Source organism: Melioribacteraceae bacterium, from assembly GCA_030584085.1.
In the GTDB taxonomy this organism is placed as follows: Bacteria; Bacteroidota; Ignavibacteria; order Ignavibacteriales; family Melioribacteraceae; genus SURF-28.
This window is the reverse complement of record CP129490.1, coordinates 2,967,997-2,984,418: the sequence shown is the minus strand read 5'-3', so window position 1 is coordinate 2,984,418 and position 16,422 is coordinate 2,967,997. Positions and strand designations below refer to the sequence as shown.

The following is a 16,422-nucleotide window of genomic DNA, read 5'->3' as shown; positions in this document are numbered from 1 at the left end:
GAAGTATGATGAAGTTTTTATTTAACATTTTTATTCTGTTGGTTATATTCAGCTCAACTTATTCACAAGGTATTTCGCTTCATAAAAAAGATGCAATAGTTTGGGGACAAGATCAGGTTATTAATGGTGAAGTCAACGGTGAATTTTCATCAAGCGGCACATTGTATTTTAATGAAGAAGAAATTCCTTTTCAAATTATTGACGACGAGTTTTCAGTCAATATAAAATTATTTGAGAAAGAAAATACAATTTTTGTAGGAATTGATAGTTCAGGTAGTGTTGTATACTCCGATACATTAAATCTAATACTCGGCTATGATTTACTACCTGAAGTTAGATTGACTCCTGGAGTATCCGGGAATCAAGTAACTATAAACGCGACTGTTGTTGAAAATCCCAAAGAACTTCCATTAACCTATAATTGGTTTGCGGATGAATCGAATCCATCCGATGTATCGATAACCGGTAATGATTTATCTGCGAGTGTTATGATTCCCAACGATGCTGCGTTAGGTGAATACTATTTCAGATTGCTAGTTACTACTTCAGAAAATGATTCGGCTTTGTTCGGCACATTTGTAACTGTCGACTCAAATTCAATTACACCTTTCAACATCAAAACAGATTATGCCGCGTGGATTGACTCGGCGGTAATTTATGAAGTAACTCCATACATATTTACTCTATATAATCATTTTCGAAACATAAAGAATAAACTTCCTGAAATACGTGAAATGGGCATCAACACTTTATGGATTCAACCAATAATGAAAACGGAGTATGGTGGACAAGGATATGACATTACAAATTATTTTGAGATGCGTGATGATCTTGGCACCGAAGAAGAATTGATGGAATTGATTCAAACAGCTAAAAGTCTTGGCATGCGTGTATTATTCGATATTGTTCAAAATCATTCTTCAATTTATCATCCTTATGCTCAAGATAAAATTAAAAATGGAGAATTCTCCCACTACTACGATTTTTACCAAAGCGAAAATGATAATGCTCCATACTCACAACACTATAACTCAAGATCAGGTGGATTCATTTATTACTTTTGGAATGATTTAGTTAACCATAACTATGATAATCCGGAAGTGCATAGATGGATGATAGAAGCAGCTAGGCATTGGATTAAAAAGTATGATATTGATGGTTACCGTTACGATGCAATTTGGGGCGTGAATGCAAGAGCTCCGGAGTTTGCAAGAGAAATGCGTCTCGCACTAAAAAGTATGAAACCGGAAATTCTAATGCTCGCTGAGGATAAAGCAACTTGGCCGGAAACTTTCGATGAAAGATTTGATGTAGGATTTGACTGGTTCCCCGACGAAAATTGGGTTTCTCAATGGTCTTTTCAAACATCTTACAGTGAAAATTCTAATCCGACTATTTTCAATAACAGTAATCAAAATAATAGATCAAATCTCTTAAGAAATGCTTTGACAAATAACGGAAACGGTTATGCTTCGAATGCAAAAATACTTCGGTTCATTGGCAATAACGATATCTTTCACTTTATAACTCATCATGGTATTGAAAGAACAAAGATGGCGGCGACATTAATTTTTGCATTGAACGGAATTCCAATGGTTTATAACGGACAAGAAATTGGTGCTGAAGGTCATCCTTATGGCACCGAAAGATTATTTTATCCGGGACAAACAATTAAAGAACAAGATGCTTATGGTTTGTATCCTCTATACCAAAGATTGGCTGAAATTAGGACTAATTCACCATCGCTTTACAGTGACAATTTTGAAGAAGTAAATGTCAATCCAAACGATTTCACATATGCTTTTAGAAGATGGCATCAATCTGAAAACGTAATCGGATTAATAAACATGGGTGATAGAAATGTCGGTGCTTCGCTTAATTTACCCATTGAAGAAATGAAATTAGATTCATCCAAAACTTATTACTTAACAGACTTAATTAACGGAGAGTATTTCCAATCCGATTTTGCCGGATTGCAATATATTACAATTCCTATAGCAGAATATACAACAAGAATATTAAGCCTTGCCGATACAGTTGCATTGGTTGTTTCTGTTGAAGATAATGAAAATGAAACTGTTCCAAACGAATTTTCAATTTCACAAAATTATCCAAACCCGTTTAACCCAACTACAAGAATAACTTATAGTTTACCTGAAGCTGGAAATGTGAAATTAAGTGTATATGATGCACTTGGGAGAGAAGTAAAGTTATTAATAGATAAATTTGAAAATGCCGGAAGACATACAATTGAATTTAACGGAAGAAATTTATCATCAGGTGTTTACTTTTATAGAGTTGAATTTCAAAACAATTTTGTTACAAAGAAGATGATTCTTCTTAAGTAGGAATTACGATGAAAATATTAATGATCGGCGGAACAGGATTTATAAGCAGCAACGTTGTAAAGCTTTTAATCGAAGAAGGTCACAATGTTACATTAGTGACCCGTGGAGAATCAAATATTGAATTGTTTGATAAAAGCAATGTTCAATTCGATTACGGTGAAAGACATGATAGAGAATTCCTCGCAAAACTTGCAAACGAAAATAGTTATGATGTGCTTTACGATATGATTGCCTACACACCGGATGAATCACAAATGATCGTCGATGTATTTACTGGCAAAATTCCGCGATTAATTCACACTAGTACAATTTCGGTCTATATGGTTTCGGATGTAATTAGAAATCCAATCAATGAAGAAGATGATAAACATCGCTTGATGAAATTTTGGGATAGGAATCCTTTCGGAATGCAATACGGAATTGACAAACGAAAATGTGAAGATGTCTTATGGAAAGCACATAACGAAGGTAAGTTTGAAGTATCGATGATTAGAGCACCATACGTTTGCGGTCCGCACGATCCGATGAAACGTGATTACTTTTGGATTCAAAGAATAATGGACGGTAAGCCCTTGCTTATCCCGGGCAGCGGCGATTATGCCTCACAGCACGTTTTTGTTGAGGATTTGGCAAAAACATTTGTCGACTTACTTAAGAGTGATGAGAGTAAAGGCAAAGTATATAATATTGCTTCAGAGGAAATATTTTCCTTAAATGATTACTTAGATGCACTTTGCAATTTGCTGAATAAAAGACCGGAAAGAGTTAGTGTTGACTTAGATGTGTTCGAAAAATTACCGTTCAGTGTCAGTCCGGAAGGTCATGCATTCCCGTTCAATACTTATCGAACTGCAATTTTTAGTATCGATAGAGCAAAACGAGATTTGAATTTTCAATCAACTCCATTCGAAAAATGGATGCCCGATACAATCGATTGGTATTTGAATGAATACAAAAAAGATTCGGTTGGTTACGGTAATCGTGATAAAGAAGTTGAGTTTGTTGAGAAGTGGAAGAGGTATAAAGGAGAATTGATTGCAAAAGTAACTTAATAGGATAAGTATAGGATTGTCATCCAGAAACGATTCCTTCGGAATGACAACAACTTGGTAATTAACTAATATGGAATACAAGTGAAAAAAAGATTATTAATGATTTTAATTTTTGTTACAACAACATTGATTAACTCCCAATCAAAAATATCACTCGAAGGTCAATGGCAATTTACCGCTGATAGTACAATCTATTTGAACATCAACAATATTGATGAGCACAAAGAGTGGTTACAAGTTGATGTTCCCGGATCATGGCATTTATATTCAGATGTATTGTTAGATTATCAAGGCATCGGTTGGTTTAAGAAGAACTTCACTATAGATGAAAAGATTGATAGCAAGAGATTTTTGCTGAATTTTGATGCAGTAGATTATTTATCAGAATTATACATCAACAAAAATTTAGTAGGAAAACATGAGGGTGGTTACACACCATTCAGTTTTGATGTAACAGAATTTATTAATCAAGGTAACAACGAAATATTATTACGTGTAAATGATCCGGCAACTGATGAAGAAGGAACTGAAGGAATTAGTTACTGGCATATCCCTCACGGGAAACAAAGTTGGTATGTTCAAACAAGCGGTATTTGGCAGTCGGTTGAATTGTTGATCAAAGAAAAAGTATTTATCGAAACTGTTCATGTAACTCCAAAGAATTCCGGTGAGTTTGTTCTTAATCTTACTCTTAATCATAATCTTACTCTTACTCCCAAAGAAAATCTAACAATAAAAATAATTTCACCCGATGAGCAGACAGTTTATGAAAAAACACTTACCATAAATTCAAAAGAACTATCTATCGAAAGCAAAATAGACAACCCTAAATTATGGGACATTGGTAAACCGAATCTTTATAAAGTAATTGCGCAAATCGGTAATTATCTTTATGAAGATAAATTCGGATTCCGTGAGTTCATTAAAAAGAACGGAAAGCTTTACTTGAACGGCAGACCATTTTATATGATCTCTGCATTGGACCAGAATTTTTATCCCGAAACTATCTATAAAAGTCCAAGCAAAGATTATATCCGAGACGAAATGCGGAAAGCAATTGAACTGGGTATCAACACAATGCGCTGTCACATTAAAATTCCAGAAAAAGAGTATTTGGAAATCGCCGATGAACTTGGCTTATTAGTTTGGTATGAAATCCCAAACTGGGATGTGTTTGATGAAAGCGTTAAGGAAAGATCACGCTATACATTAGACCAAATGTTAAAACGCGACTGGAATCATCCTTCGCTTGTAGTTATTAGTATAATAAACGAAAGCTGGGGAATTGATCTTTCAAAAGAAGAACAAAGAGAATGGCTGCTGAATGAATTTGATTATACAAAAGAAAAAGCAGTCGGAAGATTAATAGTTGACAACAGTGCTTGCTGGGGTAACTTCCATCTCAAGACGGATATAAATGACTACCACATTTACTGGGCGATGCCGGAAAACCACAAGAAATTTTCCGAACAGGTAAAAGAAATTAATACTCGTCCCAAATGGCTTTTCAGTGAACACGGCAATTCAAAAGAAACCGGAGACGAAGTATTGATGATTTCTGAATTCGGCAATTGGGGATTACCCAATCTACCGGATGAATTACCTTTCTGGTTTGATCGCGTGTTTTATGATGAGTGGATTACTCTCCCAGCCGGAGTTCAAAAACGTTTTGCTGATTATAAGTACGATAGAATATTTGATAATTATGATCAACTCGCAGAAGAAAGTCAAATTGCACAAACCAAAGCACTCAAATATGAAATTGAAGAAATTCGCTTAGCAGAAGCAATTCAAGGTTATTGTGTAACAGAGTTTACCGACATCAATTGGGAGGTAAACGGTTTGCTGGATATGTGGCGTAACTTTAAATTAAATAAAAATATGCTGCGGATGATTCAACAGCAGGATGTTATTATTCCTCGAGCGGAAAAACACAATTATTATACCGGTGAAGAAGTAGCAATCAAAACCTTTCTTTCTTATTACAGCGGTAATGATTTATCAAACTTATCACTTAGATGGAATGCTGAAAACTTTTCTAATGGTGAAGTCAATATTGATAAAAAAATCAATCTAGCAGATGTTCAAGAAATTGCTGAGATAAAATTTTCAATAAATGAATTGAACAAGTCACGGAAAATAAGAGTTGATTTAGAATTCATGTCTGACGAAAAAACAATTGCAGAAAATTATGTCGATGTTTTTGTTTATTCGATGATAGAAAAGAATGAAACGGAAGATTTACTTATTACAAACAAAGTCGATTCAGATATTTTGGAAAAAGTTAAATCCGGTAAAACGGTTTTATGTATCATCGACAGCACTGATGCTCTTCCCGAAACATTCCCTTATAAAATTATATCACGTGAAAGTGATTGGCTTGACGGCAATTGGGCATCCGCATTAAATTGGTATGATCCCAATCATCCGGTATTTCAAAATATAAATTTTGGTAAGTCATTTGGTTTTGAAGCTTATGAGGTTTTACCTAAATATGTCATAAGCGAAATTCCACAAGAGCAATTCGAATCGGTTCCTGCCGGAATTTTTATTGCTTGGATTTACCTAAACTCCGGCTACATTATTGAAATGAATTATGGTAAAGGGAAATTACTTTTGACGACTTTAGATTTGTCAAATCAAAATGATCCATATGTCGCAACGCTGAGAAATAATTTAATAGATTATATATCAAGTGAAGACTTCAAACCAAAGATTGATTTAAAATTAAGTACAGGTAAATAAAATGAGCGATAAGAAAAAAACTATACTTGATGCTATCAAGCAAAACGATGGAATAATAAGATTAAAACCCGCTTGGGTTGCTAGAGATTTTCTACCACCAGGAAGAAGACTAGGTTTGCCTAATGATCAATATGAACTTGGTGAACGCGGCGGAATATGCGAACGCTGGGTCGGCTCTACAACAAAAGCCGATAATAAAGTTTCCGTTCCGAACGAAGGATTAAGTATCCTGAATATCGATTGTAATGACAATATAACATTAAAAGAAACTGTAGAATTACTTCCAAAAGAAATTCTTGGTGAAGAGTATTCAAAAAATCATGATGGTTTAAAACGTCTTCCCAAAATATTTGATTACAAATACCGATTGCCTTATCACATACATCAAATGGAACATCACGCAAAACTTGTCGGCTGTAACTCGAAAGAAGAAGCATATTATTTCCCGGAAGACGTTCCATTAGGCGAAGAAGCCGAAACATATTTTGGTGTTCATCCTTACATAGCTCAGCAGAAAAAGTATGACTTGCTTCTGCCTCATATGATCGAATGGAAAGATGATACGATACTTCAGCATGCAAGAGCTTTTATGCAAATTCCCGGCGACGGTTACCATGTTCCTTCCGGTACACTTCACGCACCCGGTTCCGCACTAACAATTGAACTTCAGGAAGACTCCGATGTTTTCGCAATGCTGCAGCCTAAGACAGGCGGTAAGATAATCGACAAAGAATTGCTGTGGAAAGACGTTACCGAAACTGATAGAAAAGAAAAAGGTGAAAAGATAATTCTCGAAATGATCAACTGGGAAATAAGCGGCGATCCGTATTTTTATGAGAATCGTCATACACCGCCGATCTTAATCGAGGAAACAAAGCAAGCAGGCGGAGAAGAGTTTTGGATATTTTATAATACAAATAAATTCAGCGGGAAAAAGTTAATTGTCAAACCCGGCAGTAAATTTATAAGTAAAGATAAAGGGGTTTATAACATTTTGGTCTGGCGAGGTAATGGTACATTTGACGGATTAGATATAGAAGGCCAAAATTTCGAGCACGATGAACTTATTATTTGTCATGATAAAGCCGTTAAAGAAATTGAAGTGGTAAACAGAGGTGATAGAGATTTAATAATTTATAAGTTCTTCGGTCCGGATATTAATAACGTACCGATGCTTCCAAAATATGAAGGGTAATAAATATGCCCGTTTTTGACTATAAAAATAAATCTGCGTTAAAAGAAAGCGAAGTCGAAGTAATAGATATTATTCATCTCGGGATTAATGAAGTTTATCATGTAAAAAATCATCATGAGAAAGAGACACTGCTAGTTGGTAAAGGTAAGGCACTTGTAAAAACTGAGAATCATATTAGAGATATTAACAAAAATGAAGTCGAAGAATATGTGCGGGATAGAAACGAACTCAAACAAATAATCGCGTTTGAAAATTCCGTGATTATTCGAATCGGTGGCAAATGGAATAATAAAATTGGAACTCGCGGTGTTTTTCAATTAAGTGAAACTGATAAACCTAAGAACGTAGGAGATCCCGTTGATTATGAAAGAAATACAGAGTTCGATAATCACTTCCATGACTGCGATGAATTTTGGATTCTATTCAGCGGAAGCGGTGAAGTTGTTACCGAAGGAAATAGATATAATGTAAGAGCAGGAGACTGTGTTTTCACAAAAGCCGGTGATCATCACGATTTTCCGATTGTTCATAATACAATTGAAGGAGTTTGGTTTGAGACTTCTTTGGTTGGACAAAAACGTGAAGGTCATCTTTGGAATCACACACATAATAAGAGTGCTTAATGAATTACAGAAGAATGGGCAATTCAAATCTAATGGTATCCGAAATTTGCTTCGGCGCAATGACTTTTACCGGATCAGATGGCTGGACTCATCTCGGTGAACTTCATCAGAAAGATGCTGATGAACTTGTAAAGTCTGCGCTCGAAAACGGAGTTACTTTTTTTGATACTGCAGATTTTTATTCTTCCGGTACATCAGAAGAAATACTTGGTAAAGCATTGGGTAGAAAAAGAAAGGATGCGATAATCTGCACTAAGTTTGGTTTTAAAATGAGTGATGAACCTCATGGTAGGGGACTATCACGAAAAAGAACAATTGATGCATGCGAAGCAAGTTTAAAAAGACTCCAAACCGATTACATTGATTTGTACTTAATTCACGCCATGGATTTTGTTACACCTTTAGAAGAAACGTTTAGTGCACTTACTCAATTAGTTGTGGATGGAAAAGTTAGATACATCGGTTGTTCAAACTTTCCGGCATGGGTACTTGCTAAATCATATTACCTTGCCGAGAAAAACAATTATCAAAAATTGATCGCTCATCAAGCAAGCTATAATATTTTAAGAAGAGATCTCGAACTTGATATTATTCCGGCTTCTCTCGAGTATGGAATAGGAACAATGGTTTGGGGTCCGCTTCAAGGTGGAATACTAACCGGAAAATATAGAGACAAAAACAATTGGCCTAAAGATACACGAATGAAAAATCCCGGTGATCACAATCCGTACAATGTTGAAAAAGGTGAGAAGATTTTAGATGAACTTGAAAACATCGCAAAGAAAAGAAATGTTACCGTAACTCAAGTTTCGTTGAATTACTTACTTCGAAAAGAAGGTGTATCAAGTGTAGTTGTCGGCATTAGGAATAATGATCAATTACTTGATAACGTAAAAGCAAGCGATTGGGAATTAACGGAAGATGAGATGAAGAGATTAGATGTGCTAAGCGAACCATACCAATATTATCCACATTGGTATTATCAAAATTTCTGGACGGAAAACTATAAACAATACTATCTGCCAAAATAAAAGTAAATTTAGTTATGGGTAAAATATTAGTTCTATACGACAGCGCAACCGGCAACACGGAAAAGATGGCGCAGTATGTTAAGGAAGGTGCAGATTCCTTTGGTGATCACGAAGTTAAATTGAAAAAAGTCGATGAGGCAACTTACAAAGATATCGAATGGTGTGATGGTATTGCACTCGGGTCTCCGACAAACATGGGAATCGTTTCTTGGAAGATGAAAAAGTTTTGGGATGAAATAGGCGATAATGTTTGGGGAAAAATAGACGGTAAATTTGGATGTGCATTTGCATCTCAAGGTGGATGGGGAGGCGGAGCAGAGATTACTAACATGTCGCTTATGACAATCTTAATGAACTTTGGTTTTCTTGTCTTTGGATTAACCGATTATGTAGCCGATAAGTTTACTCTCCATTACGGTGCAACTTGCGCCGGCGAGCCACGTGAACAAAAAGAGATAGATGCATGCAAGCTATTAGGTAAACGATTATCGCAGTGGGTTTCAAAATATGTTGACAAAGAAGAGGTAAAAGTTAAATGAGTTATTTCATCGGACTTGATGTCGGCACAAGCGGAGTAAAAGCTTTACTCATTAATGAAAAAGGTGAAGTGATTTCTTCTGCTACTAATGAATATGTAATGCTCACGCCTAAACCAAATTGGACGGAACAAAATCCCGAAGATTGGTGGGAAGCAAGCAAGAAAAGTATTCGATCAGTTGCATCCAAAGTTAAGAAAGATGAGATAGAAGGAATTGGTTTAACGGGACAAATGCACGGTTTAGTTACTCTCGATGATAATTTAAATGTTGTTCGTCCATGCATTATGTGGAATGACCAAAGAACCGTAAAAGAATGTGATGAGATTACAACCAAAATCGGTTTTGATAAGTTGATAAAAATTACAGGCAATCAAGTTCTGACAGGATTTACCGCCCCCAAAATTTTGTGGATAAAGAATAACGAGCCGGACAACTATAATAAGATTAAAAAAATTCTTCTTCCTAAAGATTATATAAGATTCAGGTTAACCGGTGAGCTTGCGACTGATGTCTCGGATGCTTCGGGAACATCTTTGCTAAATGTTCCGGAAAGAAAATGGTCTGATGAAATTCTATCAGGATTAGAGATTCCAAAACAGTGGATGCCGCAACTATATGAATCATCAGAAATATCCGGTATAGTTAAAAAAGGTTTATGCGAAGAGTTAAACTTACCGGAAAATTTAATAGTTGCAGCCGGTGGCGGTGATCAAGCAGCAGGCGGAATTGGAACCGGAACGGTAAGTGAAGGAATAACTTCGCTTGTTCTCGGAACTTCGGGAGTCGTATTTGCTCACAGTGATAAGCCGCGAATAGAAGCAAGTGGAAAAGTTCATTCCTTTTGTCATGCTGTCCCTAACACTTGGCATGTAATGGGGGTTACGCTTTCTGCGGCAGGTTCATTGCAATGGTATAGAAACTCTTTTCATAATAGAATTGATTATTCTGAGTTGACTAAAGCGGCAGAGGAAATTCAACCCGGTTCTGAAGGACTATTCTTCTTACCATACTTAAGCGGTGAACGCACTCCATATGCTGATGCAAATGCCAAGGGAACTTTCATTGGTGCAACAGTCAGACATAACTCTGCACACTTTACAAGAGCTGTTTTGGAAGGGGTTGCTTTCAGTTTGCGAGACTGTTTTGAATTAAATGAAAATATCGGAGTCAAAACCGAACAAGTTCGTATATCGGGCGGTGGTGCAAAAAGTAAAATGTGGATTCAAATTTTATCCGATTTGCTGAAAAAAGAGATTGTAACTTTAACATCTACCGAGGGTGCGCCGTACGGAGCGGCAATTCTTGCTGCCGTTGCTTCGGGAAAATTTAACTCAGTGTATGAAGCATGTGCTTCGATCATCAAAATAAAAACGACAACAACTCCGAATAAAGAAAATATCAATATATATGAAGATTTCTACAATATTTATAAGAATCTTTACGGTACGCTTAAGAGCACTTTTGTTAATATAAGTAATGCCGTGGAGAAATATTCAAATTAATATGTCAATTAAATTATCATCAAAATATTACAAAGGTGACTTATGGCGGATGTAGTTCTTAAAAATGTGACTAAAGTTTACGAGGGCGGAACGGTTGCGGTACGAAGCGCAAACATAGAAGTAAAGGATAAAGAGTTTATGGTTCTGGTAGGTCCTTCGGGCTGTGGAAAATCGACAACGCTTAGAATGATTGCCGGACTTGAAGAAATAACCGAAGGCGAACTTTATATCGATAACGAATTAGTAAACAATGTTTCTCCAAAGAATCGGAACATTGCAATGGTATTTCAAAACTATGCTCTTTATCCTCACATGACCGTTGCCGAAAATATGGGATTCGGTTTAAAACTTAGAAAGTACAAGAGAGAAGAAATAAAGCAAAGAGTGCAAGAAGCTGCTGAAATATTAGGGATTACAGATTTACTTGATAGAAAACCTAAAGCATTGTCAGGCGGACAACGGCAGAGAGTTGCTGTCGGGAGGGCAATTGTCCGGCACCCGAAAGTGTTTTTGTTTGATGAACCGTTAAGTAATCTTGATGCGAAGTTGAGAGTTCAAATGCGTACGGAAATTTCTAAGCTTCATCAAAAACTTGAAGCAACAATGATCTACGTAACACACGATCAAACTGAAGCGATGACTATGGGTGATAGAATTGTAATTATGAAGGATGGTGATATTCATCAGATAGATACACCGCTTAAACTCTATAATCACCCTGCTAATAAATTTGTTGCCGGATTTATCGGTTCACCTTCTATGAATTTTATCGAAGGAAAAATCATAAAAGAAAATGGTCTTTACTTTGTTGATGAAGCTAATACAATTAAGATAAAAATTTTTACTGATCATGAAAGTTCATTAACCCCATACATTGATAATGAGATTACTGCTGGTGTAAGACCGGAGAATATTCATCATCCACTCACTGCTAAAGCAGAGAGTTTGGATGAAATAGAAGTTTTACTTGACGTAATTGAACCCATGGGTAATGAAATATTTCTCTATTTCACAGTTGCCGGTTCTAACTGTATTGCAAGAATAGCAGCCATAGAAGAACCTGAACCGGGACAGAAAATGCAGCTTTACATCGATGCTGCAAAGATGCATTACTTTAATAAAGAAACAGAAGAGGCAATTCTAAAATAACTTAAAGGAGTGAGGGCATGACAACACTTGAAAAAATACATATAACCGATGAACAAAAGAGGCAATATCAAGAGGATGGATTTTTTATTCTTGATAAAGTTATTCCAGATGATGTTTTGGAAATATTACGAAATGAGTGCGATTCCTTAATAGCTGAACAAGATGCGGAAATGGAAAAGCAGGGTGTTACTGAATTAAACTTAAGCAGAAAGAATAGCCGTTACTTTGTATTTCTTGCGTATAAAGAACGCAAAGCCTTAGGTGAATTTATTTTTAGTGACTTGATGGCTGATATCTGCAAAGCTACAATCGGTGATGATGCTTATCTTTTCTGGGAACAGTTTGTCGTTAAAGGATTGGATAAAAAAGGTGCGGAGTTTACTTGGCATCAAGATTCCGGCTATGTTGATAATAAACATAAGACATACGTCAATTGCTGGATACCCTTGGTTGATGTAAATGAAGATAACGGTACAATATATTTACTGCCGTATTCTAAAGCAGGCACAAAAGATAAAATTGAACATAAAGTAATGGAAGGATCGAAAGACAGAGTTGGATATTTCGGTGATGAAAAAGGAGTTCCCGTTGTAGCTAAAGCAGGCTCGATCGCTGTCTTTTCAAGTACATGTTTCCATCGCTCCGGACCAAATAGTACGGATGAAATGCGAAGAGCTTGGGCTATACAATACTCACCCGAAATTATTTATGAACCGGATGGCTCGCTAAAGGGATTGGATGAAAAGTTTTTAGAAAATGGAAAGAGAGTTAGATAGATTCTAAGTGATTGTCAAATCTAATTAGATGAAAAGAATTACCAGATAAATGAATGGAACACAGATGCTCGCTAAATACACGGGCATACACAGAAAAAACTGATTGTCACTGATCTATAAACTGCGTTAATCTGTAGTTTCTGCGTCATCTGCGTTCTATTGTTGCTTAGCAAATAACCTCCATTATAAGTTGAGAAAATCTTGAAACAAAAAATTCTCCTAGATACCGACATTGGTACAGACATAGACGATGCAGTAGCACTAGCATATTTACTCGCCAATCCAAAATGTGATTTGGTAGGTATAACAACAGTAACAGGTGAATCAACAAAACGGGCAATGATGGCAAGTGCTTTGTGCAAAATTGCAGGAAAAGATATACCAATTTATCCAGGTATTGAAAAACCACTTATTCGCGAACAACTTCAAACCAAAGCGCAGCAAGCCAAAGCATTAGATAAATGGGAACACGATACAGATTTCCCAAAAGGTGAAGCAATTAATTTTTTACAGAAAACAATCAGACAAAACCCGGGTGAAATAATTTTACTTACTATCGGTCCGCTTACAAACATCGGATTACTTTTTTCAATCGACCCGGAGATTCCATCATTACTTAAAGGAATATATACAATGGCAGGCAACTATAATTTGGAAGCCCCTGCTTACAGCGATGTGGAATGGAATGCAGAAGGGGATTATCACGCCTCTTACATTACTTACTATGCTAACGCAAAAAATCATCATTCAATCGGGATAGATATTACTTCAAGAGTTACTATGGACTCAGATGAATTCGCAGAAATATGTAAACACGATTTACTCAAACCGGTCTTAGATTTCTCACAAGTCTGGTTTGAAGAATGGGATGCCGTTACCTTTCACGATCCTTTAGTTGCCGCGACTATCTTTAACGATTCAATTTGCAAGTTTGAAAAAGGACATGTTGTTGTTGAATTGGATAATAAAGATAAAATGGGATTAACCCATTGGCATCCTAGAAAAGAACGCGGCAATCATTTGGTTGCTTTTGATGTTAATAAAGAAAAATTCTTTGAAGAATATCTTTCTGTATTTAAAGACTAATCACATACACCGGAAATAAAATGAAAGTATGGAGCGCTCTAATAGCAGTTCTATTGATTTCTTTGCTTGCCTTTCTCTCTTGCAATAACGAAAACGAATCCGCTTCATTAAGAATTGAATTAACATTTTGGCACAGCTTTGTTGCTAATACTCATCCTGCCTTAAAAGAATTATTAGATCAATATGAAAAAGAAAATCCCGATGTCAAAATAATCGAGCAGTATGTTCCATCCGGCGATCCACTTGTGCAGAAACTGATCACCGCAATTCAAAGTAATACGACTCCCGATTTAGCTTGGGTTCACACTGACTTTCTCGATAAACTTGTGCTTGCCGACGCAATTTATAAAATGGATCATTTCATAAAAGGAGATAACGGTTTTACTGTTGAAGAGTTCAATGATTTCTTTCCACAATTAATAAGCAATGCAAAATGGAACGACACACTTTATGCAATTCCTATGGAAGCAACAACTATAGCTTTGCTTTATAATAAAGATTTATTTAAGAGAGTCGGACTTGATCCTAATAAACCGCCCCAGACTTGGGAAGAGTTGAAAAAGTATTCGAAGAAGTTAACAATTGATACCGACGGTGATGGAAAGATGAATCATTATGGATTTTATGTACCGGCACTTCCAGCATCGGGTGCACTCAGCATTTGGATGCTGCTTCAATGGGAACCGTATCTCTGGCAAGCCGGAGGCGAGTTCTTAAATGAAGAACAAACCAAAGCACTCTTTAACAGCGAAGCCGGAGTACAGGCTTTAACTCTTTGGAAGGAATTGTATGACCAAATTGGTTTTGATTCTTTTTCGATGACACACGATATGGGATTTATTGCTCAAGCTTGTGCAATGATAATGGATGGACCCTGGGATTTACCATCGCTTCGAAAAATTAAAAATTTTGAATGGGGTGTTGCCCCGCTTCCCGAAGGTCCCGTTAAAAGAGCTACTTATGTTGCCGGTGAACATTTAACGATATTCAAAAATTCTAAGCATCCCGATGAAGCATGGAAATTTATTAAGTGGTTTACTTCACCGGAAATTCAAGCAAAGTTTTCGATTGAATCGGGTTATATGCCTGTTCGCAAATCGACTTTGGAATTACAATCATATAAAGATTACTTAAAATCTGATCCGTATCTTGCTGCATTTGTTGAACAGTTTGAAATCGGTTATGCTAGACAGAATATAACATACTATCGAGTTGAAATAAATCAACGAGTTGCCGAGGCAATTGAAAGCACACTGCTTGGCGATATGGATCCAAAAGAAGCTCTTGATAAAGCCGCAGAGCAAGTAAACGAAATATTAAGCAGAGTAAAAAGATGAAAAAAACAATTTACATAGTTATAGTAATGGTATTTGTCGATGTAGTTTATTCACAGTGCGGCTGTATCGATGACATGAAAAACGATCCGCATAAATATTCCGATAGAATTGAATTAATTTTCGACGGTGGTTTCTTCACCGAAGGTCCTGCTGTTGATTCCAAGGGAAATGTTTACTTCACCGATTTAACATTCACTTCCGAGACCGGGAACGAACCGGGACATATATGGAAGTATTCTCCTTCGACAAATAGAACTTCTATCTACCGTTCGCCAAGCAACATGGCTAATGGAATGATTATAAAAAATGATACACTTTATACTTGCGAAGGAGCGGACACTGGTGGAAGACGATTAATAAAAACCGATTTAGCTACCGGTAAAAGTTTTATATTAACAGATAACTTTAATGGCAAACCTTACAATTCACCTAACGATTTAACAATAGCCAATGACGGTACAATTTATTTTACCGATCCGCGGTACGCCGGGGATGAATTGATTGATCAACCAGTAAACGGAGTTTATCGCTTAAATGTTTTCGGTCAGAGTGAACTAATAATTGATAATATTTCAATGCCGAATGGTATTTCAGTTACACCCGATAATAAAAAGTTGTACGTCGGCTGCAATGATGATAATGCTCATGAGGAGAGTACAAATTTTATTGCGGAATATTTGATTGATGAAGAAGGTAGAGTAACCTTCAATAAATATGTTGCAAAATATTTACTGCCCACAGGTCCCGATGGTATCAAACTCGGTAAAGACGGTTTCATTTATGCGGCTTTACGTGATCCTTATCGACCGGGTATATATGTTTACTCACCAGAAGGTGTATTGATCGAAAAAGTTATTTTACCTGAAGACCCGAGCAATTTAATTTTTACCGATGAATCGCAAGAAATATTATATGTGACTGCCGGCGGTAATTTGTATAGAGTATTATTGAATTAGTACATTCTGAGTAAAGGTAAGCTACCATCAATTTTTATTGTTTTCAAAATTAAATCTACTTTATGATACATCCTTGAAAAACC

General features: G+C 36.3%; 13 protein-coding genes. All 13 read left to right on the top strand.

Annotation, left to right across the window (positions count from 1 at the left end; genetic code table 11):
• Positions 1 to 8 precede the first annotated feature (8 nt).
• The 13 genes from QY331_13555 (at position 9) to QY331_13495 (ending at position 16,339) form a co-directional block, all read left to right on the top strand.
• Positions 9 to 2,348: an alpha-amylase family glycosyl hydrolase gene (locus QY331_13555; protein WKZ68981.1), complete on the top strand. Its 2,340-nt coding sequence runs from the start codon at positions 9 to 11 to the stop codon at positions 2,346 to 2,348.
• A gap of 8 nt (positions 2,349 to 2,356) precedes the next feature.
• On the top strand, positions 2,357 to 3,400 hold the full coding sequence (locus QY331_13550) for an NAD-dependent epimerase/dehydratase family protein (GenBank protein ID WKZ68980.1): 1,044 nt from the start codon (positions 2,357 to 2,359) through the stop codon (positions 3,398 to 3,400).
• Between the two features lie 81 nt (positions 3,401 to 3,481).
• On the top strand, positions 3,482 to 6,145 hold the full coding sequence (locus QY331_13545; GenBank protein ID WKZ68979.1) for a hypothetical protein: 2,664 nt from the start codon (positions 3,482 to 3,484) through the stop codon (positions 6,143 to 6,145).
• Position 6,146: 1 nt separating this feature from the next.
• Positions 6,147 to 7,340 (top strand): hypothetical protein, encoded by a 1,194-nt coding sequence (locus QY331_13540; GenBank protein ID WKZ68978.1) that lies wholly within the window; start codon positions 6,147 to 6,149, stop codon positions 7,338 to 7,340.
• Between the two features lie 5 nt (positions 7,341 to 7,345).
• Entirely contained in the window at positions 7,346 to 7,963 is a 618-nt protein-coding gene (locus QY331_13535; GenBank protein ID WKZ68977.1) for a cupin domain-containing protein, read from the top strand.
• Positions 7,963 to 8,994, top strand: a complete 1,032-nt coding sequence (locus QY331_13530; protein ID WKZ68976.1) for an aldo/keto reductase — start codon at positions 7,963 to 7,965, stop codon at positions 8,992 to 8,994. Before QY331_13535 ends, QY331_13530 begins: the two co-directional genes overlap by 1 nt.
• Before the next feature lie 14 nt (positions 8,995 to 9,008).
• Positions 9,009 to 9,533 carry a flavodoxin domain-containing protein gene (locus QY331_13525; GenBank protein WKZ68975.1) on the top strand — a complete coding sequence of 175 codons (525 nt, stop codon included), beginning with the start codon at positions 9,009 to 9,011 and terminating at the stop codon, positions 9,531 to 9,533.
• Positions 9,530 to 11,035, top strand: a complete 1,506-nt coding sequence (xylB, locus tag QY331_13520) for a xylulokinase (protein WKZ68974.1) — start codon at positions 9,530 to 9,532, stop codon at positions 11,033 to 11,035. Before QY331_13525 ends, xylB begins: the two co-directional genes overlap by 4 nt.
• 42 nt (positions 11,036 to 11,077) lie before the next feature.
• Complete coding sequence (gene ugpC / locus QY331_13515; GenBank protein ID WKZ68973.1) at positions 11,078 to 12,184, top strand: sn-glycerol-3-phosphate ABC transporter ATP-binding protein UgpC; 1,107 nt, start codon at positions 11,078 to 11,080, stop codon at positions 12,182 to 12,184.
• 17 nt (positions 12,185 to 12,201) lie between these two features.
• Positions 12,202 to 12,960: a phytanoyl-CoA dioxygenase family protein gene (locus tag QY331_13510; protein ID WKZ68972.1), complete on the top strand. Its 759-nt coding sequence runs from the start codon at positions 12,202 to 12,204 to the stop codon at positions 12,958 to 12,960.
• Between the two features lie 201 nt (positions 12,961 to 13,161).
• A complete protein-coding gene (locus tag QY331_13505; protein WKZ68971.1) occupies positions 13,162 to 14,046 on the top strand; it encodes a nucleoside hydrolase in 885 nt (294 codons plus the stop codon).
• Between the two features lie 20 nt (positions 14,047 to 14,066).
• Complete coding sequence (locus QY331_13500) at positions 14,067 to 15,383, top strand: ABC transporter substrate-binding protein (GenBank protein WKZ68970.1); 1,317 nt, start codon at positions 14,067 to 14,069, stop codon at positions 15,381 to 15,383.
• Positions 15,380 to 16,339, top strand: coding sequence for an SMP-30/gluconolactonase/LRE family protein (locus QY331_13495; GenBank protein WKZ68969.1), 960 nt, complete (start codon positions 15,380 to 15,382; stop codon positions 16,337 to 16,339). Before QY331_13500 ends, QY331_13495 begins: the two co-directional genes overlap by 4 nt.
• Positions 16,340 to 16,422 lie beyond the last annotated feature (83 nt).

Excerpts from the sequence above, each read along its gene's own strand:
- QY331_13495 (WKZ68969.1), top strand. The coding sequence starts at position 15,380 with ATGAAAAAAACAATTTACATAGTTATAGTAATGGTATTTGTCGATGTA.
- QY331_13540 (WKZ68978.1), top strand. The coding sequence starts at position 6,147 with ATGAGCGATAAGAAAAAAACTATACTTGATGCTATCAAGCAAAACGAT.
- QY331_13555 (WKZ68981.1), top strand. The coding sequence starts at position 9 with ATGAAGTTTTTATTTAACATTTTTATTCTGTTGGTTATATTCAGCTCA.
- QY331_13530 (WKZ68976.1), top strand. The coding sequence starts at position 7,963 with ATGAATTACAGAAGAATGGGCAATTCAAATCTAATGGTATCCGAAATT.
- QY331_13550 (WKZ68980.1), top strand. The coding sequence starts at position 2,357 with ATGAAAATATTAATGATCGGCGGAACAGGATTTATAAGCAGCAACGTT.
- xylB (WKZ68974.1), top strand. The coding sequence starts at position 9,530 with ATGAGTTATTTCATCGGACTTGATGTCGGCACAAGCGGAGTAAAAGCT.
- QY331_13500 (WKZ68970.1), top strand. The coding sequence starts at position 14,067 with ATGAAAGTATGGAGCGCTCTAATAGCAGTTCTATTGATTTCTTTGCTT.
- ugpC (WKZ68973.1), top strand. The coding sequence starts at position 11,078 with ATGGCGGATGTAGTTCTTAAAAATGTGACTAAAGTTTACGAGGGCGGA.
- QY331_13535 (WKZ68977.1), top strand. The coding sequence starts at position 7,346 with ATGCCCGTTTTTGACTATAAAAATAAATCTGCGTTAAAAGAAAGCGAA.
- QY331_13525 (WKZ68975.1), top strand. The coding sequence starts at position 9,009 with ATGGGTAAAATATTAGTTCTATACGACAGCGCAACCGGCAACACGGAA.
- QY331_13510 (WKZ68972.1), top strand. The coding sequence starts at position 12,202 with ATGACAACACTTGAAAAAATACATATAACCGATGAACAAAAGAGGCAA.